Source organism: Aquirhabdus parva, assembly GCF_003351745.1.
Classification (GTDB): Bacteria; Pseudomonadota; Gammaproteobacteria; order Pseudomonadales; family Moraxellaceae; genus Aquirhabdus; species Aquirhabdus parva.
Genome location: NZ_CP031222.1, coordinates 888,883 through 913,786, shown reverse-complemented (window position 1 = coordinate 913,786; position 24,904 = coordinate 888,883). Strand labels below are relative to the sequence as shown.

The window sequence follows — 24,904 nt, the reverse complement described above, 5'->3', positions numbered from 1 at the left end:
ATGATGGGAAAGAAAGAGCATTAGTTCGTGAGGGTTGGAAATGTACGGCGGATAGAGTTTTGTACTTTCATCGCAATCATCTCTAAACTTTCAATGACTTGCTGGGTATAGTTTTGCAAGAAAGTAAATGCGAGAACGAGTGGAATCGCAGCACCCAGACCAAATGCGGTGGTATTCATCGACACTGCAAGTGCAGCAGATAACAAATCACCTTTTTGTGCTGGATCAGCATTGGCAACTGACGCGAATGCGAGAATCAAACCATGAACGGTTCCGAGCAATCCCAGCAAGGTCGCAACGTTTGCCAGTGTCGCAATATAGCTGGTACGGGCTTCTAGACGTGGAATCACTTCAAGTAAACCTTCTTCAAGCGCGCCTTCTACATGGGGCATGTCTGCACCACTTGCCGCTGCACCTAGACCATAATCCAGAATACGACCCGCTTCACTGGTGTCATCTTTCACGGCACTGAATGCAGTTTCCAAACGACCCGCTTGTACATCAGGTTGGACTTTTGACCAGATCTCACGGCTACGTGCGCGAGCTTTACCCAATGCATAGAGACGTTCAAAGAAGATCGCCATGCCAGCAAAGAACACCAGCATGATCGGGTACATGAAAAAGCCACCCACTTGAATAAACTTGATAAATTCCATTTTAAAAACTCCTATTTACGTGATTTAAGTATACTTCTTCATAGCTAAAAAAATAATGATATTCATATCAATATTTTAAGAATTACTCATGCGTAAGTCCTGCCGCTTGTCCTCGTGACAAACGTAAGCTCGCCCACGCATACAAGCTTCTGACTTATTTACGATTGACTGGCTCATTCAGGATTGCCGTGTAGCGGATTTCACTCGCCAAGCGATCGCGATCAGTGGGGGTCAATGAATCTTTCAAGGCAGAAAACTCAAGGATATCCTTTGGAATTTTCCCCTCTTTTTCTTGCCAAGGTAGAATATTAGTGACCATCGGCATATCGACATTCGCCACAATATCTGTTTGACCCGCAATATTACTATCATTGGCTTTACGCGCAGTTTTCACTTTTGCTTTGCTTTTCACAGTACTGACTGCTTGAGTTTGCACAGCTGTCGCATCCGCAGAACTTTCATCGGCCGATGGTGCTGCTGAGGCATAGCCTGTAGCAAACATGATGCTGACAGTCATCAATACACGTAGCGTCATTAAATGATTTTTCATCATTCCTCCAAACACACGATGTCGCAACATAACCAAACACAACGACATTGCAACGTTAAAATCATCGTTATGCACATTAGTGCTGCTGCCTTAAAACTTGCTCGAGCAGACTCTTCGTCACTGGATTATCCGCAGGAGAGGTTGTCGCCGGATCTGCTTTTGCAGGAGCCGGAGTTGGTGCTTCAGCAGTTTTCTGCTCAGCCACTGCTGACGACGGTGGCGTAACCACTGCCGTTGAACTTGTGGCTGTAGAATCGCTCTTTACCACTGGAGTTGTTGCTGTAGCAGGAACATTTGCCGTCGAAGCCGCTGCGGGCTCCACTGAAGTGCCCGGCGCTACGGCGACGACTGCGTCGCTTGGCGCACTTGCCGCAGGAGCAACGACAGGCTTACTAAAGACCGTTAACGGCAGTTTAAGTTGCTTTTGCAGCAAATTCACCCATTTTTGCACTGACTTATCTTCAGGATTGAGTGCCAAATACTTCTGGTAAGCAGCCAATGCGGTCGGTTGATCGTTTAAGTACAAATCATTCACCACACCCAGCATATAAGACGGCTCTGCTTGTTTGGTCACACCTTGAACTTGATCGTTAACGGCATCCGCTTTAGTAAATGCCGTAGCAGCATCTTTAAACTGCCCTAAACGCATCAAGGCAATGCCGCGATAACTCTGGATCAACTGCATGGTGTCTACACTACTAGAAACAGGAACGGCTTTTGAATCATTGTTAGGCGTTTTACCAGTAACTTTACTGGTGAGCTTACCTAGGATCGATTGACTCTCTGTTTTAGGCTGTGCGATAGCCTTGCTTGCAGGTGTAGCTGCTAAAAGCTGATCTAAACTTGTAAGCGCTTTGTCTGGGCTTTGATCAATTTTTGCTGCAATACGTGCAAGCTCAGGATTGCTTGCTGGGATTGCAGGCGCTTTGATCGGACGTAGGTAACGACCTGAAGATAAGCTTGCAAGAGCGCTATAGCTTTTTGCAACCCACTGGTCCCATGAATCAAGCGCTAAACTCGCGTTGGCTTTATGCCACTCAATCGCCTTATCCTTTAGTGGCTGAGTTTGTTCTTCCAAAGCAATTTGGTATTGCTCCGTCTCAAGGTCACTCATCCCCGTCGGTGCTGGAGTCTTCAATACGCCTTCATAGAACTGCGCAAAACTATCGCCGAGCACGAATTGTGACTCCGTGACGAAATCCGCCACCTTTAGATCAATGATCGCTTGCTGACTTGCGATTAACTTCTGTAGAAGGGCCTGTTTACGCGCGACACTGTCTTTTAGAGGTTGGGTCAAGGCGGCTGCACGATATTGCTCAACAAGCGGAGTGGCTTGCTCGGTCAAACTGCGCGCAGCTAAATAACGCAGTCTAGGCTGAACTGCTGCTGGTGCGGTCTGAAACTTCTGCTGATAAAACTGCAGTTGTCTTGCCAGTTCTTGTTTCTGAGTTGGTACATCTTGCTTAAGTACTGCAGCTTGATATAAACGCTCACTGGCCTCAACACTTTGTGCCAGCACAGCACGCGGCTCTTTCAAGTACTGCTGATACAGTGCAAGTTCTTTTGCACTATTCTGACTGGCTTTACGTTCGCTTTCAGCAGATAACCACAATGCAATCAATGCATTATCTTGTTTAGCGCCATCTGGCTTTGCAATATCACGATGATAAATCGTTAAATAGGTCTCAGCAGCACCAGACCAATTTTGCACACTCTCTTGTAACTTCACGATGCGCTCAGGCACACCTTCGGCTTGCGGACTATTCGGATATTGTTTGTAGAAGCTTTGCAGTAAAGGGAGTGCTTTCGGCGTTTCACCATAAATCATCGCCGCTTGATAGCTACTATCCACTTTCACCGCCGTATCTTGCGTGACTGTTGCAGCTTGTTGATAGAGCTTTAACGCCTCATCATTAGACTGACCAGCGCGCAGTGTATCGGCTTGTTTATATAAACTTGCAGCTTGCTGATTGAGGTAACGAGTTCGCTCGGCGTCATTCAGATTCGATAAAGCCAGTACCTGACGATAACTCGCCTCGGCGTCAGCCCAATGACTTAAGTCAAATTCTGCATTGGCTTTCAGAATACTCGCTGTTTTGACATCACTCGCAGGAACATTGGGCAAGCTCAATACTTGCGCTGCCAGACTTTCAACAATATCAAAACGTTTACGATCTAAGTACTGCCCTGCCATGGCCAGCAATACCGATGCGGAACTCTTGTCGGTTGGGAAAGTCTTTGCATAACGCTGACTACTCACCCGCTGCTGATCAAGCCAGTCACTTTGAACCTGAGCCGATTGACTGCTGAGCTCTTTCGCGCGGGCTTGATAAGATAACAGTGCAAAATAGCCCATTTCGCTAGGTTTAGCTGCTGGGGTTTTATAGGCAAGCGTTTCAAAATAAGGAATCGCGCGCTCAAACTGTCCGCCGTTATACAGCGCCTCTGCAAGACGCTCCTGAATCCGAATTTGATCCGCAGGTTCTGTCGCAAGGACCAACTGCTTCTGATACAGATCAGCCGCATGTAAATAATCTGCAGTCGACTTTTGGGTCTGACCCATCGCATCATAGTGCTTAGCCAAGTCATCCAATTGTGACTTCAGGATCGGACGTAAGGTTTCTTGCTGCACAGGTGAAGCAGATTTATAGAAACTTTGCTCTACGTCATAACGCGCCACATAATCATTTTTAGCACGAATAATATCTTGCGCGAATCCCGCTTCGTTATATACGGCAATCGCATCACGACTAAAGATCGCTGCCTGCTCATCTTTCGGATGACGCTGCACAAAGCTTTCATATACTTTTGCGGTATCAAGCAGTTGCTTCTGCTCACGATAACGATCACCCACTTGACGATACATCAGGAGCTCTTCATCACTAAGCGGCTTGCCATTATAGTATTTTGCCAGCGCAGGCGGTCCGCCCAACTGGACAAAGATAGACGACAAAGTACGATAGCTGTCTTGCAAGAGCAATGCATCACGTTTGTTCAACGTTGACTGACGGTTACTCGCTTGCAAGCCATTGATCAAATCCTGAAAAGGGACAATCGCCTCTTCAAAACGACCATCTTTGTACATGGACCATGCATAGAAATACTGGGCTTGTTGCTTATATTTACTATCACCGAGTGCCAATACCGCTTGATACTCTTGGGTCGCAACGCGATATTGCTTACGATTAAAAGCGTCTTCAGCAATACGGAAATGGGCTTCAGGGGCAAAACTCGATTTTGGGAATCGCTTGAGCAAATCAGACAATGCTACAGCTGCAGCTTCTGGGCGACCTAAACGATCCTGACTGCTCGCCAGTTCATAAAATAGATCATCACGCAGTTCATTCGCCGGTAAGTTTTTAATTTGTTCTTGATAAAATTCTACGCGGCTTTTAAGTTCGCTGGTTTCATCGGTCCCGCCAAGCTGTTTACTTTTGATTTTACGAGCGAGATCTAAATAGGCATTAATCGCTTTAGGGTCCCGCGATTCGTGCGCTTGTTTCATCATGCGGTCATAAAGCTGATTATCGATACGGGTCTCTTCAGCAGAAGAAAGTTGCGGCGTATTGATAATCTTAGGCGTCGTTGTATCGGGCGTGATATTTTCCAAGTCAGCAAGCGTCCCTGTCTTCGCAAAGGATGACATTGACACTGCTTCTATACTTAATAGCGCTAACAACAGCTTGGATACCGCACGACGCATAAGAACTATCCTTGATTTATAACCTTCGCTTATGCGAACCAGATGATGATCTCAAGCATCACAGCTTGAGCATCGAGTTAAGCAAATAAAGCGTTATTTTACGTTGACCTGTAACACTCACAGCTGGCTAAAATCAGCAGAGAGAAACCTCTACCAATCCTAGCGTTTGCTGCCACCAACCCGCTGCAATCCAAGCAACGATTCGGTCAAGTAGTGATCCAATTGGAATTGCTTTTGCTTCAACGACACACGAATCTGAGCAAGCAACGCCTTACGATCTTGGGCTTCCGATTTCTGAAAATCACTTTTCACTTTTTCAAGCAGTACACGTGTTGCTTTAAGATCGGTTCGATCATCTTTATTACTGGTATTTACGGCTTCAAGTACTGATAGCTGCTTGTCATAGCCTGCTAACTTGCTTTCCAGTAATTGCGTTTGCTGAACTTGTTGCAATATCGCCAATATTTCGCTGCGTTCCAGCAACTGCGCCCAAAGGCCCGCCTGAGGCGTCTGAGGGATTTGTGGTAATCCTAATAAAATGGGATCTAATGCCTCAACAGGGAATAAGCGTAGGACATCCAGCTTTTCAAGATCACGATCAAACTGGCTAATAGCTGCCGTTTGCTCTTTATAAATCTGAATCGCCGCACGATAGCGATCCAAGGCATTTGGATCATGCTGTTCTTCCAGCGCACTTGCAGATAACAACCAACCTTCCTGAACCAATGGATCGGCTGCATTTCGCTTGGTCAATTCATTGGAAAAGTTATAACTGCGCTTAAAATCATTCAACCGATAATAAATATGGGCACTGGTTAGCAAGGCTTGATTACTATAAGGGCTATCGAGCTGTACGCCACGCAAGGCAGATTTTGCAAGCTCAGGCTCATTACGGATCAAGCGTAGATAAGCCAGCGATAATGCAATTTTATCATTCAGATTTGAGAGATCACGTGGCGTGATTGAATCATCTTTGACATCACCGCCGATTAAGGCACTTTTGGTAAAAGTTGATGCATTGCCGATCTCACGATTCTCAATCAAGCTATTCTGACGCGTAGCACTGTCACTTTTACCACGGAACCAGCTAAACAGACCTTTGCCATCCCCGTCTTTGTCACCCAGACTAATGTCTTTCGTGCGACCACGCTCATCAACCTTGATGATCGGCTTCAAGGGTGGAATCTTATCCAACATCAGATCTTCTAAGATCCGTGTCGCCAGTAACTCGTGTTGCTTATCTTCGTCACTGACTGGGCGCGCTGATTCTGTCTTTTTTCTGGTGAGCAGCGATAGCGCAAGGTTATAGCGTGCCAGTTTACGATAGTAATAAATAGGTGTTTCAAAACTCTGTAAAACCGCAACGGCTTCGTCAGCCCGTTCGGTTCTTGCCAGAATATTGGTCACCATGACCATACGCTCGCTTTCCTGCTTCGGAGATAACAATGCTGGTGGGTCACGTAAAAAATTCAGTGCTAACGAATCCTGACCCGTCTGATAGACCAATTTGCCATAGCTCAGCCACGGATCGTTGCGATTTCCTGCGGTCACATCGCTAAAACCTGCCCGAGTTAGAGCGGCCTCCGCCTCACGAGGGAGTCCGTAACGGGTATATAAATTACTGAGTAGGACATTGCCTGTCCCTGCCGCATTAAAGGCCAATTGACGATTGGCAAGCAGCGTGGTCAAAGCTTCATAGGGTTTATCTTGATAATAGGCATACATGACCTGAGCAAACCCAGGCTCGCGTGCATCACGACGAATCTCTAAAGGAGTTGCATGCGCAATACTGAAACTCGCCAAGACCAAAGCGGTCAGAAGCTGGGTAGTCTTTAAAAGCGATTTTGGCTGAATATCGACAGACAAGAATGTAGATCTAGAAGCAAGAGCCGTATTGCGTTTAATCATGCTGACTCCATTCAACCAAGCGAAGCGGACGCTCACCCACTCCAGGGTGCTCAAGCAATTGCACTGCCAAAATATCTTTAGAGATGGTCTTTGTAAACTCAATACGCTGAGTTAGCTTAGGGCGATTCGTTTGCACAACCTCAATATCGATCATATGAATGCCTGTTTTCAAGTTTGCATCCATCACGGTATCCATACCGCCTTTGAGTAAAGCAGCCAAAGAACTCTGATCATACTGACGAATTGGCAGTGCCTTACCATCAATACTGATTTGCACACTTTGCACACTGAGCTGGCTACGTGGCGTTAAACCAAATAAGAGTACGGTACGTTCAGGCAGCAGCATACGCTGCTTGAGATGCGCTAAATCGCGATCAAGCTGCAGTACATCTGACTTGGCGTCTTCAAGATTACTCGGGGATGGTAAAGCGTCATCTGCAAACACTGGATTACACGTGGCGTGTAAAGCAAGTGCAACAACGAGGGCTCCATGCCGTTGTAAACTAGAAAAAGCCAGACTTGAACGCACTATACTTAAAAACCAATGAGATAGGCGAGACTTGAGAGGCTGAATCATGTCATCTACAATTTTATTATTCCTACAACGGATTAGGACACAAAAAGCGGGGGGAAGTCAAAGCCTTAAATAGAGAATATTTTATTTTTGCGCTATTGATTTTAATCAAAAAAGTATAACCAGACTCCCTGTGACACATATCTTTTTACATTTTAGTGACTTAAATCACATTTTTTACGCATTCGACCACATTCTTAGCAAATTATGATAAACACCTGTCAATTGGACGAGGGATGGATGATCAGGTGTAGCCAAAGTAAGATGCTGTATCGACTGATCAAGATCGAATAAAACAGTGCGCTGTGCATCATCCCGCACTAAACTTTGAATCCAAAAAAAGGATGCAATGCGTGCACCTTGAGTGACAGGATTCACTTTATGCAAACTGGTTGAAGGATAAAGAATCATATGCCCTGCTGGTAATTTGACACTCTTTGCCCCATAAGTATCTTCGATCAAGAGTTCCCCACCCTCATATTCCTCAGGCTCACTTAAAAACAAAGTCGCAGAAATATCGGTACGCACCCGATCTACTACAGGACCAAAACCCTCCGCGCGGATATCGCGAATAGCATTATCGACATGAAGACCAAAATGACCACCTCCTTGATAACAATTAAAAAGTGGCGGAAATATCTTGAGCGGTAAGGCCGCAGCAATAAACAACTGGTGTTGCTCAAGCGCTTTAAGAATCAGGGCAGACCACTCACGTGCGATGGGATTATCCTCTGAGAGTTGAAGATTATGTTTTGCTTTTCCAGACTGATAGCCCGCCGTAATCTTGCCATCAGCCCATTCGGTTTGTATCAGTGCAGTTCGGCAAGCTTGGACCTGCTCAGGGCTTAATACATTGGGGATTTGTAGCAACATAAAGAACTCTCTCTTGCTGTATCTGCAAAGCATTGATCCGTTATAAATTTACTTTTAACACATTTCATTGATCTATTTCGAAAAAAAACATCAGCTTTGCTTGAGCAAAACTGATGTTAATTGAATGTCATCGTCATGTTAAATCGTGACCGCTAAGCAAATGGTATCTTTGCCGCGCTGCTGATTAGAAATGATACGTCAGGTTCAATACCGCTGAGCGACCATCACCCGGAACCGCCCAGCCATTGTTACGAATCGCTGTGTAATATTCTTTATCAAAAATATTCTTCACATTGATCTGCGCGCTCAACTGACGATTAAACTTATACGTTACAGCAAGGTTATGCATGACAATACTTTGTGACTGTACAAGCGGAATGGTGGTCTGACCCGCATAGGCTGCTGGCACCAGTTTACCGTTTACCACAACACCTGTGCCATCGACCAAGATCCCCGCATGTTGAGTCAGGTACATTGGGCCTGTATAGGTCACGCCATAGCCTAACTGCAATTTACGGGTTACGTCATAGGTCGTCCATACACTCGCTGCAAGCTCTGGAACATTAAGCAGAGGATCACCTTTGGTGAAATCGCCTTGAGTGCCGTTAACACCGCCTGCCGCAACAAAATCAGAAGCCCCTTGCAAAACTTTGCTGCGCTGCGCGGTCAAGTTTGCAAAGACCGACCAGTTATGGGTAATTAATCCCGCTGCGCCCAGCTCCAAACCACGAACGCGTGCGCTACCGTCCAGTGTTTGTGTTCCTGTTGGGTTATCTGGGTTAGCAGGGTCAGCCACCTTGTAATTACTGCGCTCCGTATCAAACAGTGCCGCTGTCAGTGACAGCTTGCTGTCTAGCACATCCCATTTGGTACCAATTTCATAGGTGACTGCGGTTTCTGGTTTGACATTACATGTTGATGATGCAGCAGTCGTGGCTGAAGCTGCCGTGATGGTACACGCTGTGCCAGTGACCGTAGCATCTGAAGGCGTTTTAGAGTTGCCATACGATACATAGAAGCTTGCAGTTTCGATTGGCTTATAAACCAGACCGGCTTTATAAGACCATGTGTTGGCTTTGTCTTTCAAAGGCGATATTGCAGTAATTGCACCACCTGTCGCAGGGGTCGCATACGTAAGAGCTGTCGACTCTCCTTCGCTATGGTCATAACGCACACCGACGTTCGCTAACCAATGTTCATTAAATTTGAGGGTATCAAATGCATAAACCGCCTGATTGTCTAAGGTACCGGAAGTCGTCGATGTTTGAATATAGTTCAATGGCCCGGTGTAATCCGTGTCCGGCGCATAGACATTGATATTCGGTAATACCGGATTTGGTAACGCACCGCCCGCATTACGGAATGAGTTCCCCGTACTTAAGTCAAAAGACTCATGAGACAACGATAGTCCGGTCACCAAGGTATGTTCAATCTCAGCCGTATTAAACTTCCAAGTCACATCAGTCTGATTGGTGAGCAGTTTATTGACGGTATCACGGACGTTTCCACGTGGGCCAGAAGGAACATACGTCCCAGGTGTCACCCCTTTGGCACAGCTCTGGTAGCCTGACATATTTGTGGTAATCACGCCTGTAGCACTTGCAGTCTGACTCCAGCCCGATGGTGCCAATCCATTCGCTAGACATAGTCCGCCAGCTGCTGCTTGCGGAGGATCGACAAGTGTATATTGCTCAACTTTTGCGGCACGGGTGATATTTCGCACAGACAGGCTATCATTGAATTCATGCTCAAATAGCGCTGTGATTTCGTTTACTGTACTTTTTTGTTTATCGACATTGGCATAACCATAATAGTTAGCAGGATCAATACCATCTACTTGGCGACCGTTATAATACGGCACACCATATTGCGGTGTATTATTATCAGTTTGATAAAGATAGCTCAGCGTGAAGCGCGTAGGCGTTCCTAGACCAAAGGTAATAGAAGGTGCAAAACCCCAACGCTTTAACTCTTCGACATCACGTCCTGGCACATCATTTTTGTGCGCCATCAGATTTAAACGAACCGCAGTGGTGTCGTCAATCTTCTGATTAGCATCAACAGTCGTCCGGTAATAATGGTCTGTACCTAAGCTTGCACCCAGATCTACGAAGTTCTTATTTTCAGGCATTTTACTGACTAAATTGACTGAACCACCGACCGCACCTGAACCTGAAACTGCGGAGTTTGACCCCTTCACTACTTCAATTTGTTCGATATTAAAAGGATCTGTGCGTGAAAATAATGCACTCTCTCTTAAGCCATCCAAGGTAATGTCATTGCTGGCATTGAACCCGCGAATATTGATTTTGTCACCATAACCACCACCACCCTCACCTGCACCAAAGGTAATACCGGGAACAGTGCTGAGGATTTCACGTAGCGACAACAGGCTCTGATCTTCAATGGCTTTTTTATTGACAACGGTAATGGTCTGCGGGGTATCGCGAAGTGGTTCGGTATACTTTGGAGATTGGACTTTTTTGGTTTGATATACGGGTTTTTCTTTAGTTGCTTCCACTTTAATCGTTGGTAAAACAGACTCTTGCGACTCCGCTGCCATCGCCATGCTCGGTAGAGTCATCGCGAGCATCGAGGCCACGGTCGATACTTTTTTATAGGTAAAGATCACATCATGCTTATGAGTGGCGCGTAAAATCATCAACTTATCCCCAAACCAAAACTCTTAAATAGAAAAACCAGCACGATCAACCTGAGTCAAAAAGAACGAATTGATACAAAGTGCTACAAGACGTTACTAACAATAACAGGAATAGTTCTCATTTGCAATATGTGAACAATTATTATTAATATTCTACCGATACTCTTTACTAAAGTTAAATAACACCAAAAATAAAAAAACGCGCATTAAATGCGCGTTTTTTTTATCAGCTTAAAAACGAATGAAGCTTTCTTAAATCGACCTACACCTGATTAAGGCGTTGGTGTTTGATTGAAGTCAAATGCCTTTGTCAAATCACCCATCTTCACGCCACCATTTTTCACAAGTGCATCATCACGTTGTGCCAAACCTGGCAGAGTATCGAGACCAAAGCGACGAGTAATGAAGCGTAGGATCGATGCAGTGTCATACTGTGTATGATCAACAAAGCCTTTCTTCGACCATGGGGATATCACGATTGCTGGAATACGTGTACCTGGACCCCAGACATCGCCTTTAGGCACGGCTTTATGATCCCAGAAGCCGCCATTCTCATCGTAAGTGATCACGATTGCCATGTTTTTCCATTGTGGGCTCTTTTGCAATTGTGCAACCACATCAGCAATATGCTTATCACCATCAGCAATACTAGCATAACCCGCATGTTGATTTAAGTTGCCTTGTGGCTTGTAGAAAGAAACCGCCGGCAATGTTCCTGCTGCAGCATCCTGTAAGAAACTGGCATCAAAGTCTTTCAAATGTTGATTACGGTATGCCAATGTTGTTGGCTGCGTTGGGTCAAACTCTGAGAAGTAGTTAAATGGTTGGTGATGTGTTTGGAATTGAATTTTGCCAGTACCGATCACAGTACGCTTTGTATTTGGTGCATCAGCGATTGCAGCATTCCATGCACCAGCATACCAAGCCCAAGAAACATTCTTTTTATCCAGTAAATCGCCAATGGTTGTGGTTGTTTGTGGGTATAAAGTACTTTTATTACCCAAATCCGCAGTTGCAGGATTTGCACCGGCAGCAGTGGCAACAGCACTTGGTTGGTAAGGTGGTTGCATGGTATTGATACCATGATAGAGATTATCGCCCGCATAATTCAGCGGTGTCAGCGCACTATCATTCACAAATTTTGGTGCACCATTATCATTTAGTGCCGATTTAGAAGATTGTGCACTTTGAGTCAATACAGGTAAGTAATTACCGTTGCTATCTTTATTCAGTACAGAAATTGAGTTAGATGCCGATGTCACCGCTGCACCTGTTGCTGGATAAACAGGGGCACACGCACAGATTAAATATTGATGATTTAAGAACGAACCACCAAAGGCACCTTGGAAAAAATTATCGGCAAGCACATACTGTTTTGCCAGATTCCACAATGCCATTTTACTGCCATCGTAGTAACCCATGACCAAACCACCGGAATCGGCATAGGCTGCAAACTTATCATTCTTACCACCATTGATCTGCATCTGATTGTTATAGAAACGATGATACAGATCACGCGTGATAACGCTTTGGTCTACTACGGTACCAGTATTTTGGAAACCTTTTGGTGAATCAATTTGGAAGGGTACGTTATCCTGATAAGCCGTATTACCCTCCGCAATAGTTACAGATTGTGCTGGTGCAGTGACCCCACCCCATACTCTGGGTAACTTTCCGAAGACCGTATTTGCATCGTCGCGATCAGTCTGAGGGATATAGCTACCCACAGCCGTTGGGTTAACGCCCGGGATACCATCTGCTCCTGGGAACAGACCATAGATATTGTCAAAACCACGGTTTTCCGCATAAATCACAACCACGTTTTTAATATTGGATTGCAAACCTGTCGTAACTTGTGTTTCGGCTGGAACAGCATCGTTGGCATCATCTTCACTACCACATCCGGCAAGGAAAATAGATGACATTAAAACAACAATGGGGAGTAAGCGATAAACTGGATTCATAGAATTATTCCGTATACTTAGCGAGCAAGATGAGGGATCAGCTTGGCTATCGAGCGAATCAATTAACTGGGTTATTCTTTCCCCTTTGCATGTCAGTTTGGTGACAAAAATATTAAATTTGACGACAAAATTTTACCTAGAGGTCTAACTCTTTTATTCTTAAGTAAAACCACTGTTCCTATTCCCCTGCATCTCTTAGCGTTGTCATTCTGCTGCAATAATTCTGAAATAATCTGTGAGATTAAACCGCTCTAGATATGATGCCGCTATGCCCATCTCACTTAATGCCTCATCAACTGCTATATTGTGTCTGGTCAGCATGAGTCTGATATCCTGTAGCGATAAACAAAGTTCCAAAGAGACACCGTCATCGACACAACAGATCGCCAATAAAACCGAGAATCTGGCGCCAAGCAAGGCAAGTAACGTCGATCAAGATGACGTCTACACCATGCAGATGAAAGCTAAACCTGATTTTAAAAAAATGCAGACTCTAGGTCGTCAGATCTTCTTTGATAAGAGTCTTTCCGCTTCCGGAACGATGTCCTGTGCCAGTTGTCATGACCCTAAGTTTGCCTATGGCTCACCTAATAGCCTCGCAACGCAAATGGGTGGTGCAGATTTAAAACTGATGGGCGCACGTGCTGTACCTTCGCTACGCTACCAACAAAATGTTCCGCCATTTACCGAGCATCATTTTGACGAGGATATTGATGAGAGCATTGATCAGGGTGCCGTTGGTGGGCATGACTGGGATGGACGCGCCGCTACTCTGCACGCCCAATCAGCCTTGCCGCTCTTAGCAAAAAATGAGATGGCTAACCCTAGCCAAGCAGCAGTTGCAACAAAATTACGCCAAGCACCCTATGCCGCACAATTCCGCGACACTTTCGGATCTGATGCTTTAGATGATGATAGCAAAGCCTTTAAATGGACTACACTGGCACTGGAAATGTTCCTGCAAGATCCACAAGAGTTCTACCCCTATAACAGCAAATATGATGCTTTTCTGCGTGGACAAATCAAACTCAGTGCACAAGAGCAGCGCGGACTTGCAGCGTTTAACGATCCGCAAAAAGGTAACTGTGCATCCTGCCATGTCAGCCGAATTAGCAACACTGGTGGCTTCCCCGCATTCTCTGATTTTGGCTTAATTGCGATTGGCGTCCCGCGTAACAACCAACTGACGGTGAATCAAAATCCTGAGTACTTTGATCTCGGAGCCTGTGGCCCTGAGCGTCAAGACCTCAAAGATAAGCCACAATATTGTGGCACCTTCCGCACACCCAGCTTGCGCAACGTAGCCTTACGCAAAGCTTTCTTTCACAACGGAAAATTCAATACTCTTGAACAAGTCATTGAATTTTATGTCACTCGGGATACTAATCCTGCAAAATGGTATCCGAAGAACAAAGACGGCAGTGTGCATAAGTTTGATGACTTACCAAAGCAATATCAGGCTAATATCAATTTTGACCGCCCTTTTAATCGTAAACCAGGAGATAAACCTGCGCTGAATGATCAAGAGATTCGAGATATGGTGGTGTTTTTAAAGACGCTCAATGACGGCTATGTCGTTAAAGCGACCAAATAATAAAAAGAGACTTTGAATTCACTTCAAAGTCTCTTTTTTTGATTAATCGGTTGACTACATTCGGCGAGATATGGATATCGTGCGATTCAGCTTAGAACGATATGCGTAACCCAGCTTTCACACTCCGCCCTGCCTCAGGCGCAATATCACGTAGCACCGAACTGGCGTAACGGATGTTGGCATTGGTAATGTTGTCTGCACGCACATAAGCCAGCCATGCATGCTGACTAAATTTGAATGGATAGGATGCAATCATATTAAAGCTGGTATAGCCATCAGTCGGTAAATCATTTTCGGGAACTCTCTTCTGCGCCCATGCATGCGTCACTTCAGCACGGGTCACGAGGTCACTCACGTGATAATCAATCCCTGCGCTTAAGCGTAGCGGCGAAATCCGCGGGAGTGCTTGACCTGTGGTACGATTTTCAGCATGGGTGTAATCCCCCCGCAAATCGACATTGACTTGCTGGGCATTCACATCCGTCTGCCATAAGCGTGCCTTCCCTTCAAACTCAGCCCCATAGAACTGAGCAGAAACACCGCTATAAATCGCTTCTGGTAAAGCACCGTCATCATTCCGCTCTACAAAATCGCCGTCATCATTGCGGAATTTACCGGTATTGAGCTCTGCCAGATAATTGCGGAATCGGGTGTAATACACACTGGTATGCGCACGATACGGACCGTTTTCAAACAACAGACCTAAATCGGTAGAAAACGCTTTTTCTTTCTGCAAATTTTGATTGCCAACCAGATATTGACCCGTTGCACCATGGGGACCGTTGGCATATAGCTCATAGAAAGTCGGCGTACGTTCTGTGTAGCTACCATTTGCGGTCACTGACCAGAATGGATTAAGCTTATACACCGCACCAATCGATCCACTACCCGCAGTAAAATCACGATCTTCAGCACCGATAAAACGTGGATTACTCCCCCCTGCTGGAGACAGTGATGTGTAATCAACTCGCCCGCCAGCACTTAACGTCAAGGGTGCACTAACTGCCCAGTTTTCAAGAAAAAATAAACCCGCTGACTTAGTCTCAGTCTCTGGCACCAATGCCTCATCGCCTAGTGCTGAGAACTTGGTATCCGAAAACTGCAGACCAAACACACCATCTAAAGGTCCTATTTTGGCATGATGTGCTTCGATACGACCTTCATAACCTTCATTCTTAAAGGTTGTACCCACCGCACCATCTTCAATTTCTTTATGCTCATAATCGGTATAGGCCAGATTCACTTTCACATTATTGATTGGGCCGTCGATATTTTTGATCTCTGATGCAAAAGCAACCTTGGTTTGGTCCATTTTCAAACGCACGCCTTCTTCGGCGACTGATCCATAGTTTGAATCAAAAGTAGAGACAGATAGACCTGCATAGCCATCATTCCAGAAATATGACCCACCGAGTGATCCGCCTTGAGCTCGGCCATCACTGTTTGGCAAACGCTTTTCAGGTTGCTCTGCATCAGGTGCATCTAACGCACGCTGACGTGCAGAGCGTGCAAAATCTGGAATCCGCAGTTCACCACTTTTTTCAGCAAATGCATCCGCATGCAGCGCAAAATTACCCAGCCCACCTTCTACAGTAAAGGCACCCTTACGATCATCGTTTGAACTGGCAAGACTCGTTTCAGCCGAGCCATGCACGCCATCTACAGGTTGATCAGGAATTCGATTATCAAAAGTATTCACGACTCCACCAATCGCATTTCCCCCATACATCAGCGCGGCGGGGCCACGTACCACTTCAACCTTATTAATCGTCAATGTGTTCTGTGGGATCGCGTGGTCGTACGATAGTGATGATGCATCAACTATGCCCACCCCATTCTGCAATAAGCGAATACGGTCACCATCCATGCCGCGAATAATCGGACGCGCGACCCATGGGCCATAACCTGTTGTTGAAACACCGGGCAATCCATTAAGCATCTCACCTAAGGTCCCTGCGCGATTAATCACTAATTCTCGGCCAGCTAAAACTGTAGAAGGTGATGTGGTGAGTTTGGATTTCAATGGATTTGCAGTTACAACAATGGTCTGCAATGTGCCTTCATGACTATCTTCATAGACAGCGGAATCGGTATTTGTCGTATCTACAGCGCTCGCAGTGAGCGGAACAAGAGCCAGCATAATGGCTAGTGATAACGGATGGACTTTATAGTGCATGGGAATATCTCTATATCTTTGCAACGGGGATTGGAGAACTGGGCCAGCTTGATCAAGCTATAACTTCAATGAGCAACATCAAACAAGCAGAAAATGGTTTTCAGCAAATTACCAAAGAAATGTTATACTATTACATAAAATACAGAACTTCAATACAGTCTGCACAATATCTCCTAGATTGCCCCTCTATTCCCTACCAAACCATCACAGTGGTATATTGATCTCTAACAACATTTTTAAGATATCGAATATCCTCATGAATCAGCAGGTAAAAGAATCTATGCGCCCAACGACTCTGTGCTTTTCGGGTCTAGATCCTTCTGGCGGTGCAGGCTTACAAGCAGATATTGAAGCGATTGGCGCTGCTGGCAGTCATGCGGCTATCGTCTGTACAGCCTTGACGATTCAAGACAGTCAAAAAGTTTATGGATTTGAAACGGTCAGCTCCGAGCTTCTCGATGCGCAAGCACGGAAAGTGTTGGCAGATTTACCCGTTCTCGCCATTAAATCCGGAATGCTCGGGAGCACAGAGAATATTGCCGTTCTGGCAAAAATTTTAGAAGAAAATCCACAGATTCCTTATGTACTAGATCCAGTTTTGGTCGCGAATAGCGGGGGGAGTTTAGGCGATCCTGCGACACTCGTTGCTGCCTTCAAGAGGCTCATCCCGCTTGCCACACTGATCACCCCGAATACAGTTGAATTAAGAACGCTTAGTCAGAAACAACACATTGATGATGCCGTTCAGGTCCTTTTTAAGCTTGGCGCACATGCAATTTTGGTTAAAGGCGCACATGAGCACGAAGCACATCGCATTCGTCACTGGCTATATTTACGCGAAGCTGAGGGAAAAGCGGTCTGTATCACACAATCCGTTTGGCCGAGAATCAACGGAGAGTTTCATGGCTCAGGTTGCACATTGGCCAGCAACATTGCTGGGCGCCTCGCAAAAGGTCAATCATTGCAAGAAGCCATTGCTCGTGCTGAGCTATGGCTACATCGCACCTTGGTTAAAGCAGATATCCCTCACCCAGAAGGTCAGCGCATTCCTATGCGATTTCTTTAAGAAACGCCCATTTTATTTAAACTGATTGCGCTGCCGTAGCGTCTTCAACCACCTCAAAACTGTGGGTGATTTCAACACCGCCTTGGCTGAGCATACGGCTGGCAGAACAATATTTATCTGCAGACAGATGAATAGCTTTTTCAACTTGCTTGTCTTTGACACCATGACCGACCACAGTAAAGTGTAAATGGATCTTGGTGAATACTGCTGGAATCTCATCTGCACGTTCCGCTTTAAGCTCACAGCGGACATCAGTAACCTCCTGACGTGCTTTTTTGAGGATCGTCACGATGTCAAAAGCAGCACAACCACCCAAGCCCAGTAGAATTAATTCCATCGGTCTGGCACCTCGATTCTCACCGCCGTAGGCTGGTGAACCGTCCATTGTGACCTGGTGCCCACTTTCCGACTTTGCATCAAATGCAACGCCTCCAACCCACTGAATACTTGCTTGCATGTTGCATCCTTCTATGGTCTATAATACAAAAGCACTGATCATACATGAGCAAACTGTGATTCAAAATCATGGCTCAAATATGATTTTGCCAAGAGCGATTTGTTTGTGCAGCATTGATGCAAAAAACAGCTCAGAAATTGCGTCAAATCAGGAAATCAGTTTACGTTAAAAGACAGAGGGATGATACTTGAAGGCCGAACAAGGATGATGTTTATAAGAGCTCCCCACACCATTTTATTGGTGCAGGTTCCTGTATGTATTCCCATTCGCGCTTTTTTAATCAACTGATATTAATCACAGAGGCACTAACCTGTCCTCTCCATATCTAGTGACTTTTCAAAATGACCAACTTTCCAAGCACCACGAAAAAGCGTAATACTCCGGCTCTACCAGCGGATTTATCTCCGTCATTGCATGCGTTGCTCAATCACATTCCAATCAAAACGTATGCCGCCAGAACTACGGTTGTGAACAAGGGTGATACCTCATCATCTATGTTCTTTATCGTAAAAGGGTCTGTCGCGATCATTAGTCAAGAGTCCGGTAAGCGTGACATTGTTCTCGCCTATCTCAATGAAGGTTCTTTCTTTGGTGAAATGGGTCTTTTCGAGAAACAACCGACTCGTACCGCACTCGTTCGCACGCGTTCACGCTGTGACATCGTCGAAGTCAGTTATGATCAATTCCTCTCATTTACCAAACTCTACCCTGAGTTGCTATTCGACATTTGCTCGCAATTATCGATTCGTCTCAAACAAACGACGCGTAAAGTCACCGATCTGACTGTCTTGGATGTGACTGGACGTATTGCACGTTGCTTACTGGACCTGTCAACCCAACCTGACGCCATTCCAAAAACTGAAGGCACCCAAATCCACATTACCCGTCAAGAGATTGGTAAATTAGTAGGATGTTCACGTGAGATGGTGGGTCGCGTACTCAAAACGCTGGAAGACCAGCATACGATTAAAACCAATGGTAAAACGATTTTAATCTACAGAACTGAAGCTTAATTAAACATGGATGCCGCTCGATCAACGAGCGGCTCTGTTCAATATGTCCAAGTAGATCTTCTCATCACTCATCATTGGCTGATGCAGGTCCAATCTGTTTGGGTTTCTCCGTAGCGGGTTCTACGGTTCGCGCCTCACCTTCAACAACAGTGCCGCGAGAAGGCTGGCCAAAACCGCCTGATGAAAAAGGACTGTCTCCAAACGGACTTTCCCCAAAAACACCTCCACCAAAACCCTGACTTTGCATTTGTGCCATCATCGCCTGCTGACGACGTGCCAATACTTGCACGACGGTTTTTTGTACCCAGCGCTGAATCGGTGGCAGCAGTAAAATAACTGCAAACACGTCAGACAATAGACCAGGGATCGCTAACAACAGACCTGCTAAAGCACGTGATAACGCGACTGCAAGATCCGTACTTGGGTCTAACTGAAAATTCGCCCCACCCTGTTGACCACGTAGCTGCGGCATCACACTGGCAAGACTTGTCCGCATCAACGTGACGCCGATAAAGAATGCGGCAACCGTCCACAAAAAAATCCACCAGCCACTGACAAAATGCGCGAGCCAAATCCATAAAAAAATCTCAATGGGCGGCAAAAGCAGCAACCACAAGAGGACTTTATTCATTCTCATCTTCCTAAAAAAGGTCATACCTAAAACTAATTACGTCAATATCGTCTTAAACGCAGTACCATAATCACGCAGGACCAAGAATCATCTGCTGACTTTGATGATTTACCTTGATGGTTATGTCAATATATGGGCTAATTCTAAAATTTCACTAGGTAATCTGTATGTCATTGATTATCGGCATAGACCCAGGCTCCCGCCTAACGGGTTACGGCATCATTCAGAAGGAAGGCAGCAAGCTGACTTTCATTGATGCCGGCACGATACGCACAGAAACACCGACCATGCCGGAACGCTTAAAACGCATTTTTGAAGGCATCAGCAGTATAGTGGATTTTTACCAGCCAACCGAAGCGGCAATCGAACAAGTCTTTATGTCGAACAACCCAGACTCTGCCCTTAAGCTTGGACAGGCTCGAGGCGCCGCAATGACAGCGGTGGTGGTTAAGAATCTTTCCGTGGCCGAATACACGGCCCGTCAAATCAAACTCTCTGTCGTCGGCTATGGCGCAGCTGAAAAAGAGCAAGTCCAGATGATGGTGATGCGCTTACTCAACTTAAGCATTACCCCACAAGCCGATGCGGCGGATGCACTCGCGACAGCCATCTGCCATGCCCATGCCGCGAGTAGTAACAACAAAATGCTGATGCTGCAAAGTACAGGCATGTCTCGTGGTCGCGGTCGCTGGCGCTTGCCCGGTTGATTAAACAGCAATGACTTGCCTTTTTCGAACGCTGGACAACACAGTACGCTTAAGATCACTCCCATGACCCGCGCAAAACTCCCTCGCAATCCCGACCTCCGCGATAATCCTATTGCGTTAAAAGCATGGATACAGCACGAAGCAAAGACACTGGGTTTTGCTAATCTAGGGGTTACCTCTCCAAATGTCAGTGATCAGTTACCTTTTCTAAAGCAGTTTCTGGCTGATGGTTTTGCGGGTGATATGCACTATCTGGCTGAAAATATCGAAAAGCGCGGGGATGCTAGCTTATTACTTGAAGGCACGACCAGTGTGCTATGCGTACAGATGAATTATCTCGCGGAACCGCCACCGCATCGTTATGTCCCTGAAGCTCCCAATCAAGCCATCGTTTCCCGATACGCACAAGGACGCGACTATCATAAAGTCGTGCGTGGACGACTCAAACAACTCGCCCTACGCATAGAAGAACAAATTGGACCCTTCCAGTGGCGTCCATTTGCTGACTCTGCGCCCATTTTAGAAAAACCATTGGCTGAACGCAGTGGACTCGGCTGGACAGGTAAGCATACGCTCCTGATTAATAAAAAAGCGGGGTCATTTTTTTTTCTGGGTGAGCTGTTAACAGATCTCAATTTACCTTTCGATAGCCCCGCAACAGCCCATTGTGGCTCATGCACTGCCTGTATCGACATTTGCCCCACTCAAGCCATCGTTGCGCCTTATCGCTTAGATGCTCGTCGTTGCATTGCCTACCTTACGATTGAATTTAAAGGCATTATTCCGATTGATTTACGCCATGGAATCGGCAATCGTGTCTTTGGTTGCGATGACTGTCAGTTGATTTGTCCATGGAATAGTTTTGCTAAACTCTCTGCAGAAATTGATTTTCAGGCGCGTCATCAGCTTGACCGTTTAAGCCTACTCGACTTGTGGCAGTGGTCAGAGCAAGACTTTTTATCCTTCACCGAAGGAAGCCCACTCCGGCGCACAGGCTATGCCAATCTGATGCGTAATGTGGCTGTCGGGCTGGGTAATGCACCTGCTGACCCAACCATCCTCAACGCACTCCATGCCCGTTTAGGTCAATTGGGTGACATTGTCGATGAACATATTCTTTGGGCTATTGAAGAACAAAAACAAAAAGCCAAACGCATTGATGTGACGCATTAACTAAATCACGAGCATAAAAAAGAGTGCACTAGTCACTCTTTTTTACATCTACAACTTGCTTATACATTACGCAGGAATGCGTAAGGATTGGCCTGGATAAATCTTATCTGGACTAGACAGCAGCGGTTTGTTGGCTTCAAAAATTTTATTATATTGATTTGCATCACCATAAAATTCTTTAGAAATATGCGACAGTGTGTCACCAGATTTCACCACATAAATTTGGCTTTCTGGCTCGCCACTATCAACAGTGATGTTATCAACAACCGTCTTCGCAACATTAGAGTTATTGCCAATTGCAAGAATAACTTTTTCACGATCTGCTTGGGTCTTTGCCGTGCCCGCTACAGTTGCCGTATCGGTATCCGTATTATAAGTCACAGATAAGCCATCAATGCCTAAACCAAGGTCCAGCACGCGTTTCAACAACGCATTAGCAATATCTTGAGCCGATGCCGCAGGAGGTGCTGCATTTGCAGGGGCTTCATCGTGACCAAAAATCTTTTCGCCTACGCCTTTAATAAAACTAAATACGCCCATTTTCTTCGCTCCATTTGTTTTGTAGTTTGGGTCAGCGCTAACACTGACCAAACAAGACTACGCACTCAGTGGCTAAAATAATGCAGTAAATATGTAATTTATGAGATATAAATCACACTTCTATTAGATGATTAAGTGACTAACTCAGAGGATTTTGTAAGATTGAAAAAGGACAGGCGTAAAAAAACCGCATGGATAAAGATGCGGTTTTTAGCATAGTCGCCAAATCAATTCCGACTATGTAATTCTAAAAGCTAAGAAAAGCTTATAAAACGATGCTTATGCTAATTTTGCAGTCACATAATCAATCGCTGATTGAACAGTGGTGATTACGCTTGAATCTTCATCAGGGATGGTGATATTGAAATCATTCTCAAAAGACATGACCAACTCAACCAAATCAAGAGAATCTGCACCCAGATCATCCATAAACGATGCTTCGTTCTTGATTTCTTCAACACGGATTCCGAGTTGTTCTGCTACGGCAGCCTTGACACGTTGTTCGACATCGCTCACCGAAAATCTCCTTCAGGTTGTGGCATCTTAATAAAATTAGATAAACGCTAGTGTAAAGTAAAGAATAAAAAATACAATTGCTGAATCTGCCCTAATCAGTCAATTTAATACATTTGAGTGGGATCTCAAAGCAATTTACATGACCAATCATTGGGTTACTGCTTGAAGTATCTAGATATAATCAATAAACAGGTTACCAAAACAGCACAGGATTCATTTTTAAAAGACACAGCCAACATTAAGTCATTGCCTGTGTAATCAATAATTAACCTAAATACATACCGCCATTCACAGGTAGTACGGTTCCAGTGATATAACCCGCTTGTGCGCTAGCAAGAAAGCCAACCGCTGCTGCGACATCACGAGCCTCACCCAAGCGACCCAATGGAATCTGAGACAACATCAATGCACGAACTTTTTCATCTAATACATCAGTCATATCAGTGGCAATAAAACCCGGGGCTACACAGTTCACGGTAATGTTACGACCACCCATTTCGCGCGCCAGCGCGCGGCTAAAGCCTTCCACCCCTGCTTTTGCAGCGGCGTAATTGACCTGACCCGCATTCCCCATCTGTGCGACAACAGAGGTAATGTTAATGATACGACCAAAACGAGCGCGGCTCATATTGCGAAGCACCGCTTTGGACAGATGGAACACCGCATTTAAATGCACTTGCAAAATGTCTTGCCAATCAGCTTCTGACATACGCATCAGTAAATTATCTTTGGTAATGCCTGCGTTATTCACCAAAACACTGATCGCACCAAAATCAGCCTCAATCGACTTCAATAAAGCATCCATTGCGGCAACATCACGGACATCAAGCACTCGACCCGCACCAGAATCCCCTAGCGCTTCAGCAATCTGCTGAGCACCCGCTTCGCTGGTTGCTGTACCGACCACGAAACAACCTTGAGCAACTAATTGTGCAGCAATTGCTGCGCCAATACCGCGACTAGCACCGGTCACCAGTGCAACTTGACGCGGTTGTTGTGAGTTTACGACTTCATTCATGCAAGCTTCCCTTCTGCAACGGCGATATGGGTCAACGCATCGTCCATACGACTACGCGTGTCTATCGGGTAGGATACCATAGGTGTTGTCATCCGTTTTGCGAGGTTGGTCAGGACATTACCCGGACCACACTCAACAAGTTGACTCACCCCTAACGTCTCTAATGTCTTAGAGGTTTGTGTCCAGCGCACAGGACGGTAAAGTTGGCTAATCAAGGCCGCTTTCACCTGATCTAAATCAGCTTCAATCAGTGCATTGGCATTTTGTATCACGGGGATATTCGGCATTTTTATTGCTGTTGCGGTCAACACCTCAGCCAAGGACTCTGCCGCTGGCTGCATGAGACGGCAGTGCGAAGGGACACTGACAGGTAAATTAATCACTTTACCGCCCGCTTCTTTTGCCAAAGCGACAACACCCTGCACTGCACTGCTTTGCCCTGCGATAACCACTTGACCCGGTGCATTATAGTTTGCTGGGTCAACAATCTCGCCAGTATCTGTACTCACCTTGGCACACAATGCTTCGACTTGCTCATCTGTCAACCCCAGTACTGCAGCCATGCTACCCGTACCCTGCGGCACGGCTTGCTGCATCAACTGACCACGTAAATGAACCAAGCGTACGCCGTCGATGAGGCTGAGCGCACCGCCAGCAACGAGTGCGGAGTATTCTCCTAAAGAGTGCCCAGCGAGGGCAACAGGAGCAACACCACCGAGATCCAGCCATAAACGCCAGAGCGCAATACTGGCTGTCAAAAGAACTGGCTGTGTATATTCAGTCTGATCTAAGCGCTCACCGCTTTGTGCGATTTGCCAAAGATCAAAATCAAGACCTGTCGATGCTTCTGCGAATGTTTCGGTAATTTGCGGGAATTGTTGTGCTAATTCCGCCAGCATGCCCGCTTTTTGAGATCCTTGCCCCGGAAAGACTAATGCGGTTCTGGTGCGACGCTGAGCAGTAGTCGTTTTATTGAATGCAGTCATAACAGTTTGAATATCCATCAAAGGCACACTGATCATTTTTTATATTTCACTCTACGTCTTCTATGCCTCAACACCACATAAAAACAGTACAGCGTATGATCGCGCGGTATTACTTCAATTTAATGAAACAATTTAAT

Annotated in this window: 20 protein-coding genes; 5 read left to right on the top strand and 15 right to left on the bottom strand. The window is 45.7% G+C overall.

Going from position 1 to position 24,904, the window contains the following annotated elements:
- Positions 1-20: 20 nt before the first annotated feature.
- The 8 genes from HYN46_RS04020 to acpA all read right to left on the bottom strand — a co-directional run bounded on the left by HYN46_RS04020 (position 21) and on the right by acpA (position 12,890).
- Positions 21-656 (bottom strand): MotA/TolQ/ExbB proton channel family protein, encoded by a 636-nt coding sequence (locus HYN46_RS04020; RefSeq protein WP_114898205.1) that lies wholly within the window; start codon positions 654-656, stop codon positions 21-23.
- A 154-nt stretch (positions 657-810) separates the two neighbouring features.
- Positions 811-1,206, bottom strand: a complete 396-nt coding sequence (locus tag HYN46_RS04015) for a hypothetical protein (RefSeq protein WP_114898204.1) — start codon at positions 1,204-1,206, stop codon at positions 811-813.
- 76 nt (positions 1,207-1,282) lie between these two features.
- On the bottom strand, positions 1,283-4,909 hold the full coding sequence (locus HYN46_RS04010; RefSeq protein WP_114898203.1) for a tetratricopeptide repeat protein: 3,627 nt from the start codon (positions 4,907-4,909) through the stop codon (positions 1,283-1,285).
- Between the two features lie 159 nt (positions 4,910-5,068).
- Positions 5,069-6,817 carry a hypothetical protein gene (locus HYN46_RS04005; protein ID WP_114898202.1) on the bottom strand — a complete coding sequence of 583 codons (1,749 nt, stop codon included), beginning with the start codon at positions 6,815-6,817 and terminating at the stop codon, positions 5,069-5,071.
- A complete protein-coding gene (locus tag HYN46_RS04000; protein WP_114898201.1) occupies positions 6,810-7,394 on the bottom strand; it encodes a hypothetical protein in 585 nt (194 codons plus the stop codon). Before HYN46_RS04000 ends, HYN46_RS04005 begins: the two co-directional genes overlap by 8 nt.
- 174 nt (positions 7,395-7,568) lie before the next feature.
- A complete protein-coding gene (locus tag HYN46_RS03995; protein ID WP_114898200.1) occupies positions 7,569-8,264 on the bottom strand; it encodes a Fe2+-dependent dioxygenase in 696 nt (231 codons plus the stop codon).
- Positions 8,265-8,448: 184 nt separating this feature from the next.
- Entirely contained in the window at positions 8,449-10,926 is a 2,478-nt protein-coding gene (locus tag HYN46_RS03990) for a TonB-dependent receptor (protein ID WP_228254881.1), read from the bottom strand.
- Positions 10,927-11,198: 272 nt separating this feature from the next.
- A complete protein-coding gene (gene acpA / locus HYN46_RS03985) occupies positions 11,199-12,890 on the bottom strand; it encodes an acid phosphatase (protein WP_114898199.1) in 1,692 nt (563 codons plus the stop codon).
- A gap of 319 nt (positions 12,891-13,209) precedes the next feature.
- Here acpA and HYN46_RS03980 point away from each other — a divergent pair, with 319 nt between their 5' ends.
- Positions 13,210-14,484, top strand: a complete 1,275-nt coding sequence (locus tag HYN46_RS03980; RefSeq protein ID WP_114900590.1) for a cytochrome-c peroxidase — start codon at positions 13,210-13,212, stop codon at positions 14,482-14,484.
- 91 nt (positions 14,485-14,575) lie between these two features.
- On the opposite strand, the gene HYN46_RS03975 is transcribed toward HYN46_RS03980, so the two are convergent.
- Complete coding sequence (locus HYN46_RS03975) at positions 14,576-16,660, bottom strand: TonB-dependent receptor (protein WP_114898198.1); 2,085 nt, start codon at positions 16,658-16,660, stop codon at positions 14,576-14,578.
- Between the two features lie 280 nt (positions 16,661-16,940).
- On the opposite strand from HYN46_RS03975, the gene thiD reads away from it, so the two are divergent.
- Positions 16,941-17,726: a bifunctional hydroxymethylpyrimidine kinase/phosphomethylpyrimidine kinase gene (gene thiD, locus HYN46_RS03970; RefSeq protein ID WP_114900589.1), complete on the top strand. Its 786-nt coding sequence runs from the start codon at positions 16,941-16,943 to the stop codon at positions 17,724-17,726.
- A 16-nt stretch (positions 17,727-17,742) separates the two neighbouring features.
- Here the strand turns inward: thiD and HYN46_RS03965 are convergent, their stop codons facing one another.
- A complete protein-coding gene (locus HYN46_RS03965) occupies positions 17,743-18,183 on the bottom strand; it encodes an OsmC family protein (protein WP_114898197.1) in 441 nt (146 codons plus the stop codon).
- Positions 18,184-18,524: 341 nt separating this feature from the next.
- Between HYN46_RS03965 and crp the strand changes: the two genes are divergently transcribed.
- Positions 18,525-19,196: a cAMP-activated global transcriptional regulator CRP gene (gene crp, locus HYN46_RS03960; RefSeq protein ID WP_114898196.1), complete on the top strand. Its 672-nt coding sequence runs from the start codon at positions 18,525-18,527 to the stop codon at positions 19,194-19,196.
- A gap of 64 nt (positions 19,197-19,260) precedes the next feature.
- Here crp and HYN46_RS03955 read toward each other — a convergent pair whose 3' ends face one another.
- Positions 19,261-19,827, bottom strand: a complete 567-nt coding sequence (locus tag HYN46_RS03955) for an FxsA family protein (protein ID WP_162818079.1) — start codon at positions 19,825-19,827, stop codon at positions 19,261-19,263.
- A 167-nt stretch (positions 19,828-19,994) separates the two neighbouring features.
- Between HYN46_RS03955 and ruvC the strand changes: the two genes are divergently transcribed.
- Entirely contained in the window at positions 19,995-20,534 is a 540-nt protein-coding gene (gene ruvC, locus HYN46_RS03950; RefSeq protein ID WP_114898194.1) for a crossover junction endodeoxyribonuclease RuvC, read from the top strand.
- A 63-nt stretch (positions 20,535-20,597) separates the two neighbouring features.
- Positions 20,598-21,707: a tRNA epoxyqueuosine(34) reductase QueG gene (gene queG / locus HYN46_RS03945; RefSeq protein WP_114898193.1), complete on the top strand. Its 1,110-nt coding sequence runs from the start codon at positions 20,598-20,600 to the stop codon at positions 21,705-21,707.
- 66 nt (positions 21,708-21,773) lie between these two features.
- On the opposite strand, the gene lysM is transcribed toward queG, so the two are convergent.
- The 4 genes from lysM to fabD all read right to left on the bottom strand — a co-directional run bounded on the left by lysM (position 21,774) and on the right by fabD (position 24,767).
- A complete protein-coding gene (lysM, locus tag HYN46_RS03940) occupies positions 21,774-22,247 on the bottom strand; it encodes a peptidoglycan-binding protein LysM (RefSeq protein ID WP_114898192.1) in 474 nt (157 codons plus the stop codon).
- Positions 22,248-22,526: 279 nt separating this feature from the next.
- Complete coding sequence (gene acpP / locus HYN46_RS03935; RefSeq protein ID WP_114898191.1) at positions 22,527-22,763, bottom strand: acyl carrier protein; 237 nt, start codon at positions 22,761-22,763, stop codon at positions 22,527-22,529.
- 265 nt (positions 22,764-23,028) lie between these two features.
- The gene (gene fabG, locus HYN46_RS03930) at positions 23,029-23,781 is read right to left on the bottom strand and encodes a 3-oxoacyl-ACP reductase FabG (RefSeq protein ID WP_114898190.1); all 753 of its coding nucleotides are present in this window, start codon (positions 23,779-23,781) and stop codon (positions 23,029-23,031) included.
- A complete protein-coding gene (gene fabD, locus HYN46_RS03925) occupies positions 23,778-24,767 on the bottom strand; it encodes an ACP S-malonyltransferase (protein ID WP_114900588.1) in 990 nt (329 codons plus the stop codon). The genes fabG and fabD overlap by 4 nt, the downstream gene beginning before the upstream one ends.
- Positions 24,768-24,904: the final 137 nt, after the last annotated feature.